Source organism: Chryseobacterium sp. GVT01B (genome assembly GCF_019970045.1).
Taxonomy (GTDB): Bacteria; Bacteroidota; Bacteroidia; order Flavobacteriales; family Weeksellaceae; genus Chryseobacterium.
This window is the reverse complement of the sequence record NZ_JAHXYI010000005.1, coordinates 453,708-473,452: the sequence shown is the minus strand read 5'-3', so window position 1 is coordinate 473,452 and position 19,745 is coordinate 453,708. Positions and strand designations below refer to the sequence as shown.

General features: G+C 36.1%; 20 protein-coding genes, 1 tRNA gene and 1 pseudogene. 7 read left to right on the top strand and 15 right to left on the bottom strand.

Features of this window, described 5'->3' with window-relative positions:
• Position 1: 1 nt before the first annotated feature.
• The 3 genes from LC457_RS14500 to LC457_RS14490 all read right to left on the bottom strand — a co-directional run bounded on the left by LC457_RS14500 (position 2) and on the right by LC457_RS14490 (position 1,805).
• On the bottom strand, positions 2 to 874 hold the full coding sequence (locus LC457_RS14500; protein WP_223600505.1) for an ABC transporter ATP-binding protein: 873 nt from the start codon (positions 872 to 874) through the stop codon (positions 2 to 4).
• Positions 875 to 1,084: 210 nt separating this feature from the next.
• Positions 1,085 to 1,288 carry a helix-turn-helix transcriptional regulator gene (locus LC457_RS14495; RefSeq protein ID WP_002980904.1) on the bottom strand — a complete coding sequence of 68 codons (204 nt, stop codon included), beginning with the start codon at positions 1,286 to 1,288 and terminating at the stop codon, positions 1,085 to 1,087.
• A 1-nt stretch (position 1,289) separates the two neighbouring features.
• Positions 1,290 to 1,805: a DUF2975 domain-containing protein gene (locus LC457_RS14490; protein ID WP_223600504.1), complete on the bottom strand. Its 516-nt coding sequence runs from the start codon at positions 1,803 to 1,805 to the stop codon at positions 1,290 to 1,292.
• A gap of 245 nt (positions 1,806 to 2,050) precedes the next feature.
• On the opposite strand from LC457_RS14490, the pseudogene LC457_RS14485 reads away from it, so the two are divergent.
• A pseudogene (locus LC457_RS14485) lies at positions 2,051 to 2,314 on the top strand (TfoX/Sxy family protein); the annotation flags it as partial.
• 132 nt (positions 2,315 to 2,446) lie between these two features.
• Here LC457_RS14485 and LC457_RS14480 read toward each other — a convergent pair.
• The 6 genes from LC457_RS14480 to LC457_RS14455 are packed head-to-tail and all read right to left on the bottom strand — an operon-like array spanning position 2,447 to position 6,938.
• Entirely contained in the window at positions 2,447 to 3,547 is a 1,101-nt protein-coding gene (locus LC457_RS14480; RefSeq protein ID WP_223600503.1) for a DNA polymerase beta superfamily protein, read from the bottom strand.
• A gap of 53 nt (positions 3,548 to 3,600) precedes the next feature.
• A complete protein-coding gene (locus LC457_RS14475; protein ID WP_223600502.1) occupies positions 3,601 to 4,362 on the bottom strand; it encodes a tRNA(His) guanylyltransferase Thg1 family protein in 762 nt (253 codons plus the stop codon).
• Positions 4,352 to 4,786 carry an AAA family ATPase gene (locus tag LC457_RS14470; RefSeq protein ID WP_223600501.1) on the bottom strand — a complete coding sequence of 145 codons (435 nt, stop codon included), beginning with the start codon at positions 4,784 to 4,786 and terminating at the stop codon, positions 4,352 to 4,354. The genes LC457_RS14475 and LC457_RS14470 overlap by 11 nt, the downstream gene beginning before the upstream one ends.
• Positions 4,787 to 4,790: 4 nt before the next feature.
• A complete protein-coding gene (locus tag LC457_RS14465) occupies positions 4,791 to 5,522 on the bottom strand; it encodes an ATP-grasp domain-containing protein (protein WP_223600500.1) in 732 nt (243 codons plus the stop codon).
• Between the two features lie 19 nt (positions 5,523 to 5,541).
• The gene (locus tag LC457_RS14460) at positions 5,542 to 6,177 is read right to left on the bottom strand and encodes a hypothetical protein (protein ID WP_223600499.1); all 636 of its coding nucleotides are present in this window, start codon (positions 6,175 to 6,177) and stop codon (positions 5,542 to 5,544) included.
• Between the two features lie 11 nt (positions 6,178 to 6,188).
• The gene (locus LC457_RS14455; protein ID WP_223600498.1) at positions 6,189 to 6,938 is read right to left on the bottom strand and encodes a nucleotidyltransferase domain-containing protein; all 750 of its coding nucleotides are present in this window, start codon (positions 6,936 to 6,938) and stop codon (positions 6,189 to 6,191) included.
• A 215-nt stretch (positions 6,939 to 7,153) separates the two neighbouring features.
• On the opposite strand from LC457_RS14455, the gene cobT reads away from it, so the two are divergent.
• The 3 genes from cobT to LC457_RS14440 are packed head-to-tail and all read left to right on the top strand — an operon-like array spanning position 7,154 to position 9,513.
• On the top strand, positions 7,154 to 8,191 hold the full coding sequence (cobT, locus tag LC457_RS14450; RefSeq protein WP_223600570.1) for a nicotinate-nucleotide--dimethylbenzimidazole phosphoribosyltransferase: 1,038 nt from the start codon (positions 7,154 to 7,156) through the stop codon (positions 8,189 to 8,191).
• Positions 8,192 to 8,974: an adenosylcobinamide-GDP ribazoletransferase gene (locus LC457_RS14445; RefSeq protein WP_223600497.1), complete on the top strand. Its 783-nt coding sequence runs from the start codon at positions 8,192 to 8,194 to the stop codon at positions 8,972 to 8,974.
• Positions 8,959 to 9,513, top strand: coding sequence for a histidine phosphatase family protein (locus tag LC457_RS14440; RefSeq protein WP_223600496.1), 555 nt, complete (start codon positions 8,959 to 8,961; stop codon positions 9,511 to 9,513). The genes LC457_RS14445 and LC457_RS14440 overlap by 16 nt, the downstream gene beginning before the upstream one ends.
• 68 nt (positions 9,514 to 9,581) lie before the next feature.
• On the opposite strand, the gene LC457_RS14435 is transcribed toward LC457_RS14440, so the two are convergent.
• The 4 genes from LC457_RS14435 to LC457_RS23510 all read right to left on the bottom strand — a co-directional run bounded on the left by LC457_RS14435 (position 9,582) and on the right by LC457_RS23510 (position 13,980).
• Positions 9,582 to 10,805, bottom strand: a complete 1,224-nt coding sequence (locus tag LC457_RS14435) for a hypothetical protein (RefSeq protein WP_223600495.1) — start codon at positions 10,803 to 10,805, stop codon at positions 9,582 to 9,584.
• A 169-nt stretch (positions 10,806 to 10,974) separates the two neighbouring features.
• Positions 10,975 to 12,729: a hypothetical protein gene (locus LC457_RS14430; protein ID WP_223600494.1), complete on the bottom strand. Its 1,755-nt coding sequence runs from the start codon at positions 12,727 to 12,729 to the stop codon at positions 10,975 to 10,977.
• Between the two features lie 240 nt (positions 12,730 to 12,969).
• Positions 12,970 to 13,080: transfer RNA gene (locus tag LC457_RS14425), tRNA-OTHER, on the bottom strand.
• Positions 13,081 to 13,179: 99 nt separating this feature from the next.
• Positions 13,180 to 13,980, bottom strand: a complete 801-nt coding sequence (locus LC457_RS23510) for an RtcB family protein (protein ID WP_374200552.1) — start codon at positions 13,978 to 13,980, stop codon at positions 13,180 to 13,182.
• Between the two features lie 735 nt (positions 13,981 to 14,715).
• On the opposite strand from LC457_RS23510, the gene LC457_RS14415 reads away from it, so the two are divergent.
• From LC457_RS14415 to LC457_RS23400, 3 genes are all read left to right on the top strand, one after another.
• Positions 14,716 to 15,051: a HopJ type III effector protein gene (locus tag LC457_RS14415; RefSeq protein WP_223600492.1), complete on the top strand. Its 336-nt coding sequence runs from the start codon at positions 14,716 to 14,718 to the stop codon at positions 15,049 to 15,051.
• A gap of 70 nt (positions 15,052 to 15,121) precedes the next feature.
• Positions 15,122 to 16,141 carry a YafY family protein gene (locus tag LC457_RS14410; RefSeq protein ID WP_223600491.1) on the top strand — a complete coding sequence of 340 codons (1,020 nt, stop codon included), beginning with the start codon at positions 15,122 to 15,124 and terminating at the stop codon, positions 16,139 to 16,141.
• A 63-nt stretch (positions 16,142 to 16,204) separates the two neighbouring features.
• Positions 16,205 to 16,339 (top strand): hypothetical protein, encoded by a 135-nt coding sequence (locus tag LC457_RS23400; RefSeq protein WP_262904078.1) that lies wholly within the window; start codon positions 16,205 to 16,207, stop codon positions 16,337 to 16,339.
• 327 nt (positions 16,340 to 16,666) lie between these two features.
• Here the strand turns inward: LC457_RS23400 and LC457_RS14405 are convergent, their stop codons facing one another.
• On the bottom strand, positions 16,667 to 17,851 hold the full coding sequence (locus LC457_RS14405; RefSeq protein WP_223600490.1) for a DUF1501 domain-containing protein: 1,185 nt from the start codon (positions 17,849 to 17,851) through the stop codon (positions 16,667 to 16,669).
• Positions 17,852 to 18,025: 174 nt separating this feature from the next.
• Entirely contained in the window at positions 18,026 to 19,408 is a 1,383-nt protein-coding gene (locus tag LC457_RS14400; protein ID WP_223600489.1) for a DUF1800 family protein, read from the bottom strand.
• Between the last annotated feature and the right edge of the window lie 337 nt (positions 19,409 to 19,745).

Genomic DNA, 19,745 nt, shown 5'->3' with positions numbered 1-19,745 from the left:
ATTAAGGTTTTTGAGTGAGCGTATGGAAATAAACGTGTTCCAGTAAAGGAGTTACGGAACTGAAATCTTTTGGAGATTCTTCAGAAAATACAGTAATGTGATGTGCTCTTTCAAGAAGCTGTCTGCTGATGATTTCATAGCTGGAACCATAGGTTTCCAGTTCGGTTTTGTCAATCGGTTTTGACCAGATTTTATTTTCCAGCTCTGCGATTAATTTTCCCGGATTTCCTTTTCTGAGGATCTGTCCGTGATTCATCACTGCCATTTCTGAGCAAAGGTTTCTGACGTCCTCAACGAGATGAGTGGATAGAATGACGATCACATCCTGGCTGATATCATTAAGCAATGTATTAAATCGGTTACGTTCTTCAGGATCCAATCCTGCAGTGGGCTCATCCACAATAATAATTTTCGGATCTCCCAATAATGCCTGAGCTACGCCGAAACGCTGTTTCATTCCTCCGGAAAAGGTGTGTACTTCTTTTTTAGCAAAATCAGAAAGATTGACCTTTTCAAGAAGACCCAGAATTTGACTTTTACGATTATTTTTGTAGGTAATCCCTTTTAATATGGCTATATGTTCCAATAGATCATAAGCAGATACTTTTGGATACACTCCAAAATCCTGAGGTAGAAACCCAAGATTCTGTTTGATATAATCGGGATTTTTGATAATATCTACCTCATTAAAAAGCAGCGTTCCCGATGTTGGTTTCTGAAGCCCGACAATGGTTTTCATCAGAGAAGACTTTCCGGCTCCGTTGGGGCCAAGCAGTCCGAACATTCCGTTTTTGATATCGAGAGAAATGTTCTTAATGGCTTGAAAACCATTTTTGTAGGTAAGACTAAGGTTGTTGATTGATAATGTGTTCATAACGTTGTGTTTGGGGAATAGAAGGACAGGCGGCCTTTCGGCAGCTAGTTTAGGTTTTAAAGTTTAAAGTTTAGGGTTTAAAGTTTAGGGTTTGGAGTTATTAGCTGGAAGTTAAAGGTTAGAAAATTTAGAAGTGGAATTTTTACACACCTACCCTCAAACTCTCAAACTCTCCAATACGTAACTCGTATCCCGAATCCCGCAACTCGTCTACTCTTTAAATTCAAGAATATCTCCCGGCTGGCATTCCAGTATTTTACAGATGGCTTCAAGGGTATCGAAGCGGACACCTTTGGCTTTGCCGGTTTTCAGGATAGAGAGGTTTACGGGCGTGATACCCAGTTTTTCTGCCAATTCTTTACTCTGCATTTTTCGTTTGGCAAGCATCACATCTAAGTTGACTATAATTGGCATTTTAAATAAATAGGTCTTGTTCGTTTTGCAAATGTAGTCCTTGCTTAAAGATATTCGCAAGAAACAGGCAGAAAATTCCAAGCATAAAGTGAATAAACACCAGTCCCCATATCATACTTTCTACTTCCACAAAGAAACTCGCGATCATCACCAGTGGAAGCGGGATAAAAATATTGTACAGGTAAAATTTCTTAAGCTGAATAATGTTTTCCTGAGTAAACAGTTTCTGCTGGAAAAATACTTTGAAAACCCTGGCAGATAACCAGAAAAAGATTCCATAAGTGATGAGTACAGACAGAAATGAAAAAACTATATAGGAGTAATTGTTTTCGATATTCAGAAATGGCTGTTCTGTAAAAGGATAATTGATGTGGAGGAACTTTCCCTCTTTATAAGGTGTAACCGCAAATCCGCTGATCAGGCAGAATAAGGAATACACAAAAGTGATTAAATATCCGGCCGACAATACAGAACAGATATAAAATAAAATTTTTGAAATAATTTTGGTCTGGTTCATGGTACGAAGAGTAATTGATATTGCAAATGTATAATTAATTATCGTAAAACAATAATTAATTTAAATAAAATTTTATTTTGTCTTATGTGGAATCTGAGAGTAAAGTGCTGAAAACATTGTGATAATCACTGTTTTTAATTAATTTTAAATAATAAAAAATAGAAATCATGGCTTACAGTACTGAACTTGCCGACCGGGTACGTGAACGGCTTTCAATCATAGAAAATATTTAAGTTGAAGAGAAGAAAATGTTCAGCGGAATGTCTTTTCTGGTGAACGGGAAAATGTGTATCAACATCAGTCACGACAACCTGATGTGCCGTTATGATCCCGAAATGGAAGATGAGGTTTCAGAGAAAAAAGGTTTTCTGCCGATGATTATGAAAGGGAAGCAGTTAAATGGATATTGTTATGTTGAACCCATTGGTTTTCAAAAAGCAGCTGATTTTGAATACTGGATCAGAATTTGTTTGGATTATAATCCGATGGTAAAAGCTTCTAAGAAGTGAGTGGGAGTTGGGTGCGGGGTACGAGTTTCGGGTTACTGAGGCTGAGAGTAAGAGAGTAAGAGAGTAAGAGAGTAAGAGAGTGGGAGAGTGGGAGTGATGAAGTTTACCAACCCCACATTCATCACTCATCATTTATAATTCATCATTATGATACAGTTTTTCTCTGATCTGAATTAAGATTTTTGTTGTTTTTTCCAGATCCGGCCCGTCAGTAAGACTGGATGTTGAATAATGTTTTTCTATTGACTGTATAAGATTTTCTGCCTTTTGCATTACGCTTTCATAAGATTGGTTGCCAGCTTTAATATCTAATAGATCGTCCCGGTTTTCTACACGGATAGTCAGTGAACTGGTTTTAAAAATCTGCTCACAGGACTGCAGGAGTCTGATAGTGTGCATCATGTTTTTGCTGTCGTAATTTTGCCCGTGAGTCTGATTGACATTATAGCGGTCTTCATTACGCTCAGCCACCCACTTCCAGTATTCTCTGTAGTCTTTGCAGTAAACAGAGTAGGCATCAAGGTTACAGAACAGGTAAGCGACTGGTTTTTCATCTTTAGGAATGGACGACACAGAAACCTGATTGGCCTCTTCATTCTGCATAACACCTTTATATCCCAATGTTCCCGATTCATCATAAAATAAAGCATACATTCCTTTTGTATGGTCAATGTTGATTAATCCGCATTTTTCCTGTGAACCACCTCTTCCTTCGGACACTTCTCCAGAGGAAGGGAATTCGAGAAGCCATTTTTTCAACGGTACAGAACCCTGTCCATCAAGGATAAAACAGAAATCCAGGATAGATTTTCTTTCTTTATCAATAGGATTTACAATCTTTTTGTTAAGACCTTTTGCCTTCTTAATCTGAGAAACAGCATAACCTGCAAAAGTATCTTTACAGAGTTTTGACAGGAAATCTTCGGTTTTCAGCAGATCCATCAACGGATGTTTATATTGAATACAATCCTCCGGACTTGCCAGAATTTCAAGAATATTAGGATTGTTTTTCTGCAGCAGTTCTACAAACCTCCCGATTTCGTAATACGTAATGTCATTCGTCTCATTGGAGATCTGCGGAATGTAATTCAGACCAAAGAAATCTTTCTTAGGCAGATAATACACCCCACGGATATCCGTATCAGAATTCTCCGTTGCCAGCCCAAAAGCCCTGCTTCCGGAAATGGCTTCGAAGAGGAGAAGGTTTTTATTTTTTAGGTCTTGGATGGTCATGATTTTTATAGTGTTTTTTGAATAATTGTGGTGTATTAAGTGAAATTCAAAAATTAAAATGTATCAAAAATTTCTTTTAAAAAGACTCTATATTCATCACGAATCATCAATTCTTTTTCAACAAACAGTTCGTTTCTCAAATAAACAACAGGTTCTTTAGTAACAGGATTGAAACTTTGCTTTTTCACTTCTTTATTCCAAATTCCTATACCGCGTTTTTGCCATAGGGGAAGAGTATTGTAATTAATACCATATTGGAAAAGTAATTCGTTTTTATCAGCCATAGATAACGTTTCAATTTTTTCCGTAGCCTGCTTTGCATTAAATTCATTTTTTCTCAACGTCCAGTAACAATAAGCAGAAAGAGAGTTTCTGTGAGAATCTTCCTGTCTCCAGCAAAAATAATCCAGCAGCATTTCGTGATTAGGGATAGCAATTGTCCGGCAGTCAAAAACACAGATTTCCTGAAACTGCAGACTGAAAAAAGCGCTCACTTCCCCTGCCAGTACAGAATTGATTTTTCTTATTTTTCTGCTGAAAGTATTATCATCTTTATGAATCAACAGAGAAATTTCATCACTTTGAGTATAACCGTAGATGACCTTAAATCCAATGTTAAAAAGATGCTTTGTCGCATCTAACATCACCTCGCTGAACTTCTTGTCAAATGGCTTTTCAAGCGATAGTTTCTCTTTGGTGAGTTTTGTAAATCCTCTTCCGTCTAATCTCACAACAATAAAATTCTCCGGGAGAACATACTGTTCCGAAAGACTTTCATTTCTTCGCATTAAAGCTTCAATTTCTTCAAATTTCATAATCGTTGATTTCAAATTTGTGATCCACAATTTTTACCCTGAATATTTTATCAAAACCTTCTTCAAATAAAGGTTTTTCCAGTTCTTTGTATTTTGACTTTATTCCGATTTCGTTAATGGAATCTTTTCTGTTTTTATTTCGTTCTATACAATCCTGAATGTTGCTTTCAAAATAATATCCAATAACTTCATATTTATTTTGTTGAGCAAATTCAATGTATTTTTTACGGCTTTCTTTAGTTACATTCGTATTATCAATGACCATCTTTGATTGTGTTTCGAAGCAATACTGGAGTAATTTTCCTTCTTTGTTTCGTGTATTCAGTAAATCCATGCTGATTCTGATATGTGAATTGAAAAAAAGCTCCTTGTAAAAGGAACTTTTTCCACTTGCAGGAATCCCAATGAAAATATTCATTTCCATAATCTTAATTTTTGATACAACTATTCACAATTACTTCCAAAGCTTTTTCCGTATCACAGGCATATAATCCGGAACACCATGCAGGGTTAGCTTCAATCAAGGCCCAGCCTTTTCCTTTTATAATACCGAAATCCAGCACGATGGCAGTGGGCAGTGTAGAAGAGTTCTTTTGGATAAAAGATTCAAAAAAGCTAAACATATCTTTCTGTTCTTTTTCCGAAAGCATATTGGTGTCAAAAACATTGTTTCTCCAATAGGATGAATGAGTTTTAATTTTATTATTTAAAACAAAACATCTCACTTCAAGTTCCCATTCTACCACTTCAGAAGTGAAAACAGTGATGTTCTGGTCCAAAGAATCAAAGCCTTTAATATCATTTACTTTTTGATAAACGCCTGCCTTAAAAGTTTTAAAATCAGAACATTTAATAAAAATATTTTCTTCTTTAATAAAATCTTTTAGTTGACCATAGGAAATTTTACGTTGAGTAAATGACTCATCGATATGATTTAACCAGTCGTCAGCAGGTTTAAGTAATGTAAGATCGCACTGTTCGGAAACAATTTCTGCGTAAATATCCTCACCATATACTGCTATTACATCCGCTTGAAATTCTTCAGGAACGTTCCATTTTGCATTAAAACGGCTCAGTACATAAGATGAGTTGAGTGATGCTTTTTTCAAATTGTTGCTGTCCTCCGTATACATGGGGGAGAGCGCGATTATATTTTTCATTTGGTTTTATTTAATAAGATTAATAATGGTTTTGCTGACTGTCTAAAGTTTCTTTGATAACTTCCCGTAAAGGTCTGAATTGTGTAAGAAGTTTATATTTTATTCCTGCAGCTGTTTTATAAGATGATAAATTATATCCCACATTGCCTTTTTCTTCTTTATTGAGAACGAGATTGTCATAATTTCCCAGATCCATGGTGATAGTAAGTTCTTCTCCAGACTTTTTGAACTCTTCATAACAGTTGTTGATAAAATCAAAAGAAGGATTTGTTCTGTCAAAACAATCTTCTTTTATGCGGAATTCATAAACTGCATCATCAAGCTGCTGTAACAATGTAGCCAAATCTGCATCCTTTCCGTGAATCTCTTTGTAACGGGTAACAACTAATTCAATAAAAGCTTCCGTATAGAAAATAATAAAACTATCATCATCAACATTCCAAAAAATACTATAAAAATAATTGTGTTTAGGAAGATCATACCTTTTGAAAGTTTCAATCACTGACAAAGGGACCTCAATTCCCATTTCTTCCTTTAAAAATTGACATCTTTCAATAAATTCATGTATTTTTTCTTTCTCTTTGGGAATCAATTTTTCAATCTCCTTTTGAAGGGGTTGAATATACTTTTTTTTGAAAAAGTTGAATATTTTCATGTTATCTTTCTTTAAAGTTTTAATATCTCCCTAAAAACCCTCTCCATCTCAGCCTTATCTACCTTTCCTCCTGACAAGTCTTTTGCTTTTTCCTCATTCTTAGCGATTGTTTTCTCAAGAAAATCAAACAATTCCCAATCGTTCGGGTGGTAATAAGATTCTCCCTTGGTTGCTTTTAAGGCGACAAGATCTTCTATTTTTCGTCTGGTTGCATCATCTGTTAAAACAAGCAGATCACTAAATAACACAGGAGGAACTGTTCTTTTTTCTATGATCCATTTTCCGGTTAATGTTGTTCGTAAGCAATAAAAGTAACTTTTTAATTTTACTTCATCACTTCTGCAGGCTTCCAGATATTTTTTGCTCATGCTTAAATAATGATAAGAAACCGCTACCGGAGAAAAACAGGCATCTGCCAAAGGTCTGAACAGTTCCACAAACTTTTCATCTGCTTTATAGACGATAGGAGAGTAGAACCAGCTCAGTAAGGGCGCATTCGACTTCAGTAAAAGATGAAAGGTCTTTCTCAAATCCCAGCCGGAACAGTCCAGATCATCTTCTGTCATAAATTCTATCGTTTCATCCTTATCCCAGGGAGAAAGATACCAGTCTTTTTCATGACGGTATATAAAACGTATGTCATAATCACTGTCAGGAGACGCAAAACCCCACGCTCTGCTCCCTGATTCTACCGCAAGAAGAACTTTTACGTCCCGTGTTGCTTCAACTTCTTTTATTTTTTCAAGTATTTTTGGTGTCATTGTTTTTTATTTATGTTACAAAGTAAAAAGAGTAGTGCGCAATGTTCTTGCGTAGGATTTTGAGTTGGAGAATTTTGAGTTACGGGATTCGAGTGCGGGGTGAGAGTTTGAGAATGGTGTGGGAAATTTCTTCTTCTTACTTCCAGCTCCCAGCTTCCATCTTATAAAAACTACAGACAAACGATACAAAATACTCTCTATTTTACTAATATTGCATTTTTCCATTTAACATAACTACATTCACATCCATGTTATCATCAGAATTACAGCATAAAATTGATTTTAAGACAAAACCTTTAGGTGCATTAGGACATCTGGAACATCTTGCCCATAAAATAGGAATGGTTCAGAAAACCACTTCACCACAGCTATTGAATCCTCATATGGTAGTTTTTGCAGCTGACCATGGAATTGCTACAGCGGGTGTAAGTGCTTATCCACAGGAGGTAACCTATCAGATGGTGATGAATTTCCTGGGTGGAGGAGCGGCCATCAATGTTTTTTGCAGACAGAATGGAATTAAAATTAAAGTGGTAGATGCCGGAGTGAATTTTGATTTTCCTCCAGACTTGAATCTGATTCACAAGAAAGTCAGAAAGTCCAGCCGTAATATTCTGGAAGAACCGGCAATGACTTCAGAAGAATATTATCAGGCCCTTAAAAATGGGAAGTCTGTGGTGTCTGAAATTGCAGGAAAAGGCTGTAATATCATTGGTTTTGGTGAAATGGGAATCGGGAATACCTCCGCTTCTTCATTGATGATGAGCAAGCTTTTTGACATTCCGATTACCAATTGCATCGGACGTGGAACAGGATTGAATGACCATCAATTACAGAATAAGATCGGTATTTTAACACAAGCGATAGATAAATATCCGTCTGAAATGACTGAAGATGAAATTGCACAAACCTTCGGAGGATTAGAAATCGTACAAATAATTGGTGCCATCGAAGAAGCTTATCATCATAATATGCTGATTATGGTAGACGGATTTATTGCAACAGTAGCGGTAGCCACAGTCTGGAAAAAGAATCCTGAAATTCTGAACAACTGTATTTTCTGTCATGTAAGCAATGAAAATGCCCATCCTCAATTGTTGGGATTAATGAGAGAACAGGCTATTCTCAATCTGAATCTGCGTCTTGGGGAGGGAACAGGCTGTGCATTGGCCTATCCGATTATTCAAAGTGCCGTTAATTTCCTGAATGAAATGTCGAGTTTTGAGGGAGCGCAGGTATCAAATAAAGATTAAATGAAAGCCATAAAAAATGAATTGATCTACTTTGCAACAGCATTAATGTTTTTCACAAGAATTCCAGTTCCGTTTACCATTCCATATTCCAGTGAGATTATGAATAAATCCCAAAAGTATTTTGCCTGGGTTGGATTAGTGATAGGATTCATCAATGCGCTGGTTCTGTATTTTTCCACAATACTTTTTAATTTGGAAATAGGAATTGTTTTAATGATGATCTCCAGTGTTTTACTTACCGGAGCGTTTCATGAAGATGGTTTCACAGATATGTGCGACAGTTTCGGAGGCGGATATGGAAAGGAAAAAATTCTGATCATTATGAAAGACAGCCGGGTAGGAGCGTATGGAACGATTGGAATTATCCTGTTGTTTGCCTTGAAATTTTACAGCATTCAGGCTTTGGGAATAATAGCACCGGTAAAAGTTCTCGCCATCATTGTTTTAGCGCATACAGTAAGCCGGTTTATTTCGGGAACAATGATTTATACTCACCAATATGTTACCGATATTGATGTCAGCAAATCAAAACCTTTGGCCAATAAACCTTTGGATGGAATGGCTTTGCTGGTAGGATTCATCAGTGTTTTAATTGCTTTTGCCCTGATTCCGGACTGGCGGTTGATTTTCGCTTTTGCGCTGGCCTATTTAGGTAAAATATATATGGGATGGTATTTTAAAAAGCATATTGGCGGTTATACAGGTGACTGTCTGGGATCTGTACAGCAGGTTTGTGAAGTTTTATTTTACTTAGGAACAATGATCGCATGGAAATTCATTTAATCCGTCATACTGCTGTAGAAAATCCGGAGAACTTGTGTTATGGTTTTGCTGAAATGCCTTTAAGAAAAGATTATCCTGAAGATTTTAATAGATTAGAGATAGATGATGATTATGATATCGTTGTCTCAAGTCCTTCTAAACGATGCTGTCTTCTGGCCGATTATTTTAAATTGGATTATCAAACAGATGAAAGACTCCGCGAAATGAATTTCGGGAACTGGGAAATGAAAAAATGGATTGATATTCCTGAAGAGGAAATCAATCCGTGGTACAACGATTTTATCAATATCAATGCTGCTGGCGGAGAAAATCTCGTTGAAATGCAGGCCCGTGTTTTCAGCTTTTGGAATGAACTCATTCAGAAAAACGATGTAGATAAGGTTCTCATCATTACCCATGCTGGAGTCATTCGTTTAATGCTTCAGGCAGTGCTTCAGTTTCCGCTGGAGAATATGTTTATTGTTCAGATTGATTACGGAAAAAAAGTGATTGTTAATTTGGATAAAGGAATCTTTTCTGTTAAAAAAATGAACATATAGAGTCATTTGACATTCTCATTACAATAGAAAAACCGCTAAGAATAGCGGTTTTTCTATTGTAAAATATTTTAAAATCTTCTGAAGGGTCTTACCCTTACCATGTTGTAATCTTTATTATATTCCCACATATAACCAGCATATCCATCCAGAATTCTTGCTGTATTACCACCCGGTATTTCGGTAGAGCTCCAATAATACTTTTGAGATACATCATTCCATGGGTTTGATGCAATGTTGTAAACATTCTTAGAGCTTTTATAGAATGCCATTAATTCTTCTTCAGATGGTAAAAACCAGTTACCAACACCATTTACAGTATAATTAGCACATAATCTGGCAGCACAATTGGCATCTGAACATTGAGAAATAATTCTTGTTGTATTGGCAGGCCCTGATCCCATTACAGCCTGAGTCTGATTAATGATATTAAATGAACATCCCCATTTGATTTTATCAGATCCGTTATAAGTAAGGTTAGCAGGTGCAGCTTCCAAATATCTCCAGCCGTCCGTAAACTCTCCCTTATCATAAAAAACATATCCCCCTGAAGCACCAATAGCACCCGCTGTTTTAAATGTTTTTTCGTCCGAATAATATACCTGTGCACCTTCTTTTACATAAGATCTCACGTAATAAGTAGTGTTCGGAAGTAATGCCGTAGCTTCCAGTTCGTATGCTGAATAATTATTAGGATTTGATATTTTGATGATTTGGCCATTCGATATATTTACTCCGGTACTCGTTCTGTAGCAGAATCCTTTTTCATCAGGATAGAAGGCTTCAAGATAATTTACCGAAATATCATCAGTACTTAAAGTAGCTGATGTTGTATATATTGCCTTAGCCATTTTGAAAGTAATATCCATCTTTGCAGGCGTAACGAATGTTACGTTATCTCCATAAATAATATCCCCATTATTAGCTGCTATATATGCCCTTACATAATAGGTTGTCGACTTTTCAAAATCAGTACTGTAAGTTGCTGTAAGCTGATAATCTCCTGTTGTATTAGTATACTCTTCAATCAGTTTTGAATTGCTGATGGTAGGATTGATATTCTTTGCCCAGCAGAATCCGCGTCTTGAATATCCCGATCCGGAAGAGGTTACCGTGCCTGCAAATTTGAATTGTGCATTGCTGAAAGAAGGTTTACCGGTTACTACTTTTGGAGAGGTACTAGCATTGTTGTTTGTGCCATTATCATCATCCCTGCCACCGTCAGATCCACAAGAAGCGGCCACAAGGAATAAGAAGAAAAATAAAAAATTTTTCACGAATAAATTTCTTTTCATAAGTGTTTGTTTTTTTTAGATTATTAGTTTTTGTAAATTTTAAAGTTGGCAAATATATAAAAAATAATATCATTATTTAAAAACGGTAATGTACGTGTTAATGAGGCTGTTTTATGAGGCGAGTTAACGGTTAAAACGCCACGTGAAAAAATCAGATGGCGTAATGGATTTATTTAAAAATCCTGATAAAACTATCTTTTTCCAGGCTTTCCAGTGAAAAATCAAAGTCAGCCTCGGACTTTTCTGTGGTAATCTCTGCGCCAAGCTCTTTTACAAGCTCATTGAAAGACATCGCTTCGTACCATTGCTGATACAATGCGCTTGTAGCCATCATTGAAACTTCACTATTTCCAGAAACATGAGAATGTCCGGCTCCGAAATTCAATAGTACGAAACATTGCTTTTCGTTTTTTGTTACCAGCATTCCCAGAATCATTTGCTTCTGAACAGAATTACATTTCGCTTCAGCAAATAGATTGTTCGGATTCATCATATAATCGTAAGAAATGTTATCTCCTTTTCCGATCACGACTTTATATCCACAATTGGCATCTCCGCTGAAAACGTTGTTCATGACAAGTGTTGGTGCACAATGTCCTTTATTGGCATAAAGATATTCGACAGCACCGTTGGGAGCAGATGTCATATCTCCGGAGTACATCAATTGTCCATCACCGTGATTATAAGCCGCATTCCAGCCTATTTTTCCAGCGATATTCAATCCTGAAAGGTCAAGGTCATTGGCTCCCCATTGATTTTCCCAATAAATACCTACTGCCAGTCTATCAGCATAAAAACGGGTTCCGGTAGGAATATTTCCAACAAACATTTTTTCAGAAGTTGGCAATGCAAATTCTACATTCTCAGGGAAATAGAATTTCTTTCCGGAAAGGTTTTCATATTTCAGTTTCAGAAAATCTAAAATAAAATCATAGTTGAATTGATTCACGTAAGTTTCTTTACCTTTTTTAGTCCATGATTTTCCGTTTCTGACTCTATAGACAAAAGTATCCTGACCGTACATTCTTGAGTAACAAGCTGACAATGCTTTAAATAATGCAAACGGTGTCGCATTTTCCAGCCAATGCCAATCACTGTTTTCCAATAATGTATTTGTAGCATCATTCAATGGGTTTGAAATTAATGGCTTATGGTAGGCTTTAGACAGCTTTGAAATTTTATTAATTACTTTCGGAGCTCTGTTTTTATAAGCAAGGAATAATGGTTTGAATCTGTTGAAAATTTCTGCCATTTTTTCCATTCCAAAGCTTTCAAACAAATAGGTTGGGTTAAAATTACTTTGCTTAATTAAACCAATCAATTCATCGTTTTTGATTAAAAGCGTTGTATGGGTCGTTTTATAAATGACATAACGGAAAAACTCAACAGGATTTTCAGGATAGATGTCGTACAAATCGGCTATTTTGATAATGGCTTCTTTATTTCTGATGTTTTCTTTTCCTGTGAAATCATATTCCAGTTCCGTATGCAGAATATGCAGCAAATCATCAATGGTTTCTTCTTTTAAAGCAATTCCTGACTTCAGAAGAGAAAGACATTTTTCCTGCATTTCTTCTACTGTACAAGCTTTAATGACTTTAAAAATCAATTTTGTATCAGGAACATTCAATATTTCTTTAGGAATGTAAATTTCATTTTGAAAATTACTTCCATAGGTTGAAATATAGTGTCTGATCTGTTCAAAAAACAATTCAGTTCTGGAAGTGTTTTTTATTTTCTCCCAGGATTTATGGAAAGTTTTATTCAAATCATTTCCATTCAGTTTTTCTTTTGCGTAATAAGAGATGATCTCATTTTTTGCCCAAACTGCATTCGGTTCAATAACAAAGCCGTCATTAGAAATAAATGGCTCTGCATTTGATTCTTTGGACAATACCGCATTGAATAATTGTAGTGTTTTCATTGTTTTAATTTAAAAAATAAGTGAGGAGTAGATTCATTAAAAGTGAAGGGTATAGGAACTCCTTTTACCTATAGTTTATAAAAAGCGGGGAGTAATTTATCCAAAAAAATATAGGAACTCCCTTTGCCTTATAATTTGTAAAAAGGCGGAAAGTAATTCTGAATTATAGGAACTTTCTTTGCCTTAATTTTTTTAACTAATGAAAATGAATAGGTTAATGTAAACATTTTCATTGTATTGAGGAGCAGACAGGACTCGAACCTGTGACCCACAATCTTGGCGATTTATAGGAACTTTAGTTGCCTGCAGCGAAAAGTAATTTTGTTGCTCTACCATCTGAGCTACTGCTCCTGCCGTTATAAAAAGTTTTCATGAACCTTACAGGCTTTTATACCTGCAAGGCTGGTTATTAGTTTTTGAAAACCTGTAAGGTTTATATTAAATTAAAAATTATGCTTTTCTGAATTTCTTCTTTTTCTTCCATGGAGCATTCTTCTGCACGTCTCCCGCCATGATACAACCGTAAGGCATCACTTCATCCAGAACTTCGCAAAGTCCATATTCTTCAATCTGCGCTCTTACGTTCTTAGCACTTTTATAAGCACTCGGAAGTTCAGAAATATCAATCTCATTAGAGTAGAAACGGATATCTAATCCTTCTGTTTCCTCATTGAAAATTTCTTCAGTTGTTTTATGAGCTAAAGATCTCTTATGCTGGCTTCTGCTAAAGTTTCTTCCGGCTCCATGTGGTGCAAAGCCTATGTTTCTTTCATTCGTTTTTCCCTGCACAATCAATACAGGTTCTGCCATATTCAACGGAATCAGTCTTGGTCCCGTGATATCAGGCATGAATTTATCATCCAACGGAGTTGCCCCTTTTGCATGGTAGAACAGATCTCCATCTTTGAAAACGAAGTTATGCTCATTCCAATATCTGTTTTCCTTTTCTATTTCCAGCTTATTCAAAACTGTATCATGAAGGGAAGTATGGTTTTCTTTTGTCCATTGTCTGATCAGCTGAAGTGCTTCCCAATAAGATTTACCTTCTTCAGTATCATAAGGAATCCATGCATTTTCTCTCAATGTTTCAGGAGAGATTTCCTGTCTGAAACGGTTGGCCGTTTTCATTCCTTTATCATATAAAGCCGCTCCCGGTGCTCTGGATCCGTGATGTGTTACCATCATTGTATTTCCGGTATTTTTGGAAATTCCTACAAACAGGAAATGGTTTCCGTCTCCCTGAGTTCCCATATGAGAACGGGCAATGCTGATCAGTTTTTCATCATTTAAGAATTCATTTTCTCTGAAAGCATCCATCAGTTCCTGAGACATGGGCATCTGTTCACCTCTTGGTCTTCCTCCATATCCGAAGTGTGTTACAGAATGTGCAGCATCCAGAACCTCTTTAGGATTGGTTTTTCCAAAATCCGTCAGCATCACAGAACAACAAATATCAGCGCTATGGAATCCCGGGTGAATGGCATTCTTCGCAATGACCACACCTCCTACCGGAATCTGACCTTCAGGACCTGTAGGGCAGGCATCAGGCATTATAGCACCACCTACGAGTGTAGGAGTTTTCATCAGCACTTTCATGGTTTTGATTACTTTTTCCACATTATCATTTTCACTTTCGTGTTCTGCACGGATGTTGATCACAAAATCTTTAGCCGTTTCATGAAGCGGAATAAGGTCCGGCTGATTGAACTGTGCCAGATATTCTGCAATCTGATGTTCATTCAGGCTATTCTCATTGATATAGCTAATAGCATCTTTAAACCATTTTGCTGGTCTATATCCTAATTCGATTAAATGATTTCCATTAAATTCCATTTTGTTTCATTTTGATGATGCAAAGTAATATTATTATTGCGCAATAGTTTTGCGTAGATAAAGAAATTTTAATTATTTTTACAAAAGTTTTATCAAGTCGAAAAAAACAGGTTTGTAGATTCGTCAATAATATATAATTAAAAAACAAGGTTTATGGTACTATTAGAACAATTAAAACATTTCCCGGAAACTATTCAGTTTGGTGATGTTATCACTTACATTGATGAACATTATGATTTTACTCCTACAGCTTTTCAAAACGGAGATACTACCAATCAGGCAGGGCAGAACAATGGTTCGTGTAAAGTATTCAGCTTCGCGAGTATGCAGGATCTGACGAAAGAAGAGACACTTTGGCTTTTTGGAGAATTTTATAGAGATGATGTTTTGAAAAATCCGGAGGGAGATGATCACCAGAATATCCGAAACTTTATCAAATTCGGTTGGGAGGGAATTACTTTTGACGAAAATGCTTTAAAGGAAAAATAACTTTTAGAAAAGAGCAAAAATGAATAAGTGAACAGCTTATTTAACAACACCAATCATTAAACACTAAGGTATGTCATCCAATAAAAACGCTCTGATCCGATATAAAACATTAGATAAGTGTCTTAAAAATAAATACAGGAAATATACGCTGGAAGATCTCATTGACGAATGTTCGGAAGCATTATTCGAATTTGAAGGAAAAGAATCTTATGTAAGTAAACGAACAGTTCAGCTTGATCTTCAGAATATGCGGAGTGAAAAATTCGGGTATGAAGCTCCTATTGAAGTATACGAAAGAAAATATTACCGTTACAGTGATCCGGAATACAGTATTCATAACATCTCTGTGAATGAAAGTGACCTGAAGGCCATGAACAATGCAGTCCAGATTTTAAAACAGTTTAAGGACTTTTCCATGTTCAAAGAGATGAATGGAGTTATTCAGAAACTGGAAGACTCAATTCATGCAACCAATCAGAAATCAATTATTCACCTGGATAAAAATGAACAGCTGAAAGGATTGGAACATATTGATATTCTTTACGAAAGTATCGCAAATAAAAAAGTACTGAAGATTCTTTACAAAAGCTTTACGGCAAGAGAATCCAATATATTTACTGTACACCCGCAGCTATTGAAGGAATTCAACAACCGTTGGTTTCTGATCTGTCTTTATAAACAGAAAATGTACAATCTGGCCCTTGATAGGATGGAAAGTATTGAAACAGTTGAAAGTCTTCCGTATATTGATAAAGATCTGGATGGAGACGAATACTTCAAAGATATTGTAGGAGTTACAGTTTCAGAGTCAATGGACCCAAGGAATGTAATCTTCTGGGTAGATTCAGGAAATGCTCCTTATGTGAAGACCAAACCACTTCACAAAAGTCAGGAGATCATCAGGGAAGATGAGGATGGAACCTTATTTAAAATATGTGTTCAGATCAATTTTGAATTAGAAAGATTGCTGCTTGGGTTTGGGGACAGTCTGATTGTTCATAAACCCCGTAAATTGAGAGTGAAAATGGAAGAAAAGTTCAATGCTGGTCGTAAAAACTATCAAAGTCTTATTGTTCCTGATGAGAATTAAACTTCCTGGTTATTTTTATCTTGGCTTGGAAATTGCATTATTTAAACACACAAAATTAAGTTTATGAAATCAAGAATATTTAAAGCATTAATTGCAATCCTGGCACCCATAGCGATAGAATATATTGTAAAAAAAATATCTGAGAAACTTGATAAAAAAGATGATCAGAATGAAAAGCCAAAGCAGATTACGGCTTAAACGTAAAAGTAGTTAAAATTTAAAATTATTGAAAAGAGACTGTCATAACTAGGTACAGTCTCTTTTTTGTTGATGAGGATGGCTAAGACCATCCCGTCAAAAATTCTTTGAATTTTTGCCACCCCTCCAGAGGAGGGGAATTTTTAGCTCTTCGGTTGAGGTATTGTTCAGGATTGTAATTTTGGGTCAAAGTAGGCTGGATTCCTACGGAATGACAAACTGTGTGGATAAGACCGTTATTACAATTGTGTCATTCCGTAGGAATCTAAACATGCTTATAATGCATTGTTTTCTTTAAAAAAAACTTTTGTTGCTTTTTAGGTTTCCCTATACAAAATCATAAATACCATCCTTCCATCCCAAAACTTTGGATGAATCCGCTTTAAGCCAGTTTTTAAGAATTGTTGCATATACTTTTCTGAAATCTTCTTTGTAGATTAAATCGCCTTCATTCAGATTTTGCAGATCAGGAAGTGCATTCAACAGACCTTTCTTTTTAAGGTTTCCGCTGATAAAAAACATCTGGTTGGCTGTTCCGTGATCCGTTCCATTGCTGGCATTCTGGGCCACGCGGCGTCCGAATTCTGAGAAGGTCATTAGTAGGATATTATTGAAGAGCCCGTTGCTTTTCATATCAGTAACAAATGATTTTACAGCTTCATTAATGTCATTGAATAATTTTTTCTGTCTGTCATTCTGATTGACATGGGTATCAAAACTTCCGATCGAAAGATAATAAACCTGTGTATTGATATCAGATTTTATTAAAGAAGCTACAGTCTTAAAGTCCTTTCCCAACTGAGAATTAGGATAAACCTGTTCCGTCTTTTTGGCTTTACTTTTTTCAAAGATATAATCTGCATTATTAATCGTAGAGCCTAATGTCTGATAAAGATAAGAGACCGTTTCATCATCGTGATGATGGTCGTAGAGAGATTTAAAATACTTTTCCTGACTGGTTTGATAGAGCCTTTTAGGATCTTTAAAGGCAAAAGCTTTATTGTTTTCTCCTTTTAAAGCTAAACTTAGCATATCATCTACTTCCAGCGCCTGAGTCGGGTGATCGCAACGATAACATTCTTCATCCAGAAAACGTCCCAGCCAGCCTGTTTCCAGAAACTGATCACTTCTGCTTGCCGACTGCCAGATATCCATACTTCTGAAATGAGATTTGTCGGGATTGGGATAGCCTACATTATTCATCACAGAAAGCTCTCCGTTATCAAAAAGTTCCTTAAAATAGGAGAGAGACGGGTTAATTCCCGCTTCATCAGTCAGGGGTATTGAATCCTGAATAGCCAGCGTCTTCCTTTCTCTGAAATAAATATCATTTTTAGCTGGAATAATGGTATTTAAACCGTCATTTCCCCCAGTAAATTGAAGAACTACCAGAATGTTCTGATTGGGATTCAGAGCTTCATCCAGTGTCATCGCTTTTAAGAAATTAGGCATAAGCATTGAGGCTGTAGCCAGTGAACTTATTTTGAGGAATTCTCTTCTTTTGATTAGCATAATTTTGTTTTTAGGGTAAGGTGGCAGATGGTAGGTTGCGGGTTGGAGGACTAGTCTATATTTTTACTATTATTTGTTTTTATAAAACTTTTATGGAATTAAATAGTAAATAAAAAGTTGTAAAGCGAAACGGTAATTCACTATTATCTGCTGCCTGCAACCTGAAACCCCTACCTAGCTCAACTGGTATTCCGGGGTAGACATCAGGTTGATAACATTCATTTTGATACTCTTATCAGAAAAATTTCTTACAGAGTTCATATCGAGGCTTTGAGTATTCTGAAGAAGATAATCTTCACAGTTTTTATGGGCGAAGATTTTTTCAATACGCTCCCAGTCGATGGTGATATTCGGGTTTTTAAAACTCTTGTTAAAAGCTGTTTCCCGGGATTTCATTCCCATATCGATATCATCATCCTGTCGGGGACTGTATTCCAAAGGACGAAGCCCGGACCAGATCTGTGGAATCTGTAGCCTTACCATCAGGGTAGAGCTGTCTATCCATGATTTTCCATTCGGCCATCCTGCTACATTCGGCGGATAAAGCAGCATTTGTCCCAATAATTTCTGATAAACGATAAGATTTTCAGGGTTCTGAATATGCATGGGAAGTATCCGCATCATACCAGCCATCAGTTCTACAGGAGATTTTATCCGGTTACCAATATTTTTCTGATCATAAAACCAGGTGCTTGAAAATATTTCAGTCATTAGCTTTTTGATGTCATATCCGGAATTGTAGAAGTTTGTACTGAGTGTATTGACAATATCCTGATCTACTTTTTCATTCACGAAGAACTTATAAATTTTCGTTGTAATAAACTGTGCCGTTGCTTTCTGTTCCAAAATGATATTGAGTACATCATTTCCATTAAAGTTGCCTGTTTTACCTAAAAAAGTCTTTGAGCCTTCATCGTGGAGATTTTTTCTTTCCCTGAAATTTCCTTCTTTATCATAACTCCATCCCGTAAAGGCTCTGGCGCCTTCTCTTACATCTTTTTCGGTATAATTGCCTCTGCCCATGGTAAACAGTTCCATAACCTCACGGGCGAAATTTTCATTAGGGTGATCCTTTTTATTCTGTTGGTTATTCAGAAAATTAAGCATGGCTGGTGACTGACTCACTTCAAAAAGAAGATCTTTGAAATTTCCCAGTGCATTTTTTCTGATCGTATTCAAAAGCTGTTTATTGAACCTTGGATTTTGTACTCTTGATGCAAAATGCCCATGCCAGAAAAAGGCCATCTTTTCTCTCATCTGTTCCTTGCTGTTTACAATTGTATTCAGAAAATTGAGATTCAGTTCATTGTTTTGCTCCCTGTTGAGCCGCTGCATTTCTTTTTTCTTTTCTGCCGAAGCTGTACTGTTCATGTAATCTGTTGCTGAATCGAGATCAGGCGTGTCATACGTTACTTCGTTGAAATTATCCTCTTTTAATAATTCAGCCATTAAGGTTTTAATGCTTTTATTTTTCAAATCATCAATTTGATGAATACCAATACCAAAACCTGCCCGCCAGAGAAGATGCTTGTTTTTTAATAATGAATCAGCTGCCATGAGGAATTTATTTTTTTGATATGCTTTGAAGAAAAAGGTTAAAATAATAACGGGTTAAAGGTTGTTAATATTATTTTTTAGGCTGGAAGCTGGAAGAATGAAGCCGGGAGTTATGGTGTGCATGTAAGGAGAAATTTTCCTCAACTTTAATCATAACAAACGTGAGCTGTTATATAGCAGGATATTCTTCCAGCCTTCATCTTCTTGCTTCCTTCTTTTTTCCTTAATTCACTTTTTGATATCAGTTTTTTGATAAATTTTGTTAAACAAATATTTAAATTTTGTTAAAAATAATATATTGATATTCATTGTTTTATGATTTTTTACGGTGTTAAAA

What these genes read in the sequence shown, in the direction of transcription:
- LC457_RS14500 (WP_223600505.1), bottom strand. Translation starts at nt 874, where the DNA reads ATGAACACATTATCAATCAACAACCTTAGTCTTACCTACAAAAATGGT.
- LC457_RS14495 (WP_002980904.1), bottom strand. Translation starts at nt 1,288, where the DNA reads ATGCCAATTATAGTCAACTTAGATGTGATGCTTGCCAAACGAAAAATG.
- LC457_RS14490 (WP_223600504.1), bottom strand. Translation starts at nt 1,805, where the DNA reads ATGAACCAGACCAAAATTATTTCAAAAATTTTATTTTATATCTGTTCT.
- LC457_RS14480 (WP_223600503.1), bottom strand. Translation starts at nt 3,547, where the DNA reads ATGACCATCCAAGACCTAAAAAATAAAAACCTTCTCCTCTTCGAAGCC.
- LC457_RS14475 (WP_223600502.1), bottom strand. Translation starts at nt 4,362, where the DNA reads ATGAAATTTGAAGAAATTGAAGCTTTAATGCGAAGAAATGAAAGTCTT.
- LC457_RS14470 (WP_223600501.1), bottom strand. Translation starts at nt 4,786, where the DNA reads ATGGAAATGAATATTTTCATTGGGATTCCTGCAAGTGGAAAAAGTTCC.
- LC457_RS14465 (WP_223600500.1), bottom strand. Translation starts at nt 5,522, where the DNA reads ATGAAAAATATAATCGCGCTCTCCCCCATGTATACGGAGGACAGCAAC.
- LC457_RS14460 (WP_223600499.1), bottom strand. Translation starts at nt 6,177, where the DNA reads ATGAAAATATTCAACTTTTTCAAAAAAAAGTATATTCAACCCCTTCAA.
- LC457_RS14455 (WP_223600498.1), bottom strand. Translation starts at nt 6,938, where the DNA reads ATGACACCAAAAATACTTGAAAAAATAAAAGAAGTTGAAGCAACACGG.
- LC457_RS14445 (WP_223600497.1), top strand. Translation starts at nt 8,192, where the DNA reads ATGAAAGCCATAAAAAATGAATTGATCTACTTTGCAACAGCATTAATG.
- LC457_RS14440 (WP_223600496.1), top strand. Translation starts at nt 8,959, where the DNA reads ATGGAAATTCATTTAATCCGTCATACTGCTGTAGAAAATCCGGAGAAC.
- LC457_RS14435 (WP_223600495.1), bottom strand. Translation starts at nt 10,805, where the DNA reads ATGAAAAGAAATTTATTCGTGAAAAATTTTTTATTTTTCTTCTTATTC.
- LC457_RS14430 (WP_223600494.1), bottom strand. Translation starts at nt 12,729, where the DNA reads ATGAAAACACTACAATTATTCAATGCGGTATTGTCCAAAGAATCAAAT.
- LC457_RS23510 (WP_374200552.1), bottom strand. Translation starts at nt 13,980, where the DNA reads ATGGGAACTCAGGGAGACGGAAACCATTTCCTGTTTGTAGGAATTTCC.
- LC457_RS14415 (WP_223600492.1), top strand. Translation starts at nt 14,716, where the DNA reads ATGGTACTATTAGAACAATTAAAACATTTCCCGGAAACTATTCAGTTT.
- LC457_RS14410 (WP_223600491.1), top strand. Translation starts at nt 15,122, where the DNA reads ATGTCATCCAATAAAAACGCTCTGATCCGATATAAAACATTAGATAAG.
- LC457_RS23400 (WP_262904078.1), top strand. Translation starts at nt 16,205, where the DNA reads ATGAAATCAAGAATATTTAAAGCATTAATTGCAATCCTGGCACCCATA.
- LC457_RS14405 (WP_223600490.1), bottom strand. Translation starts at nt 17,851, where the DNA reads ATGCTAATCAAAAGAAGAGAATTCCTCAAAATAAGTTCACTGGCTACA.
- LC457_RS14400 (WP_223600489.1), bottom strand. Translation starts at nt 19,408, where the DNA reads ATGGCAGCTGATTCATTATTAAAAAACAAGCATCTTCTCTGGCGGGCA.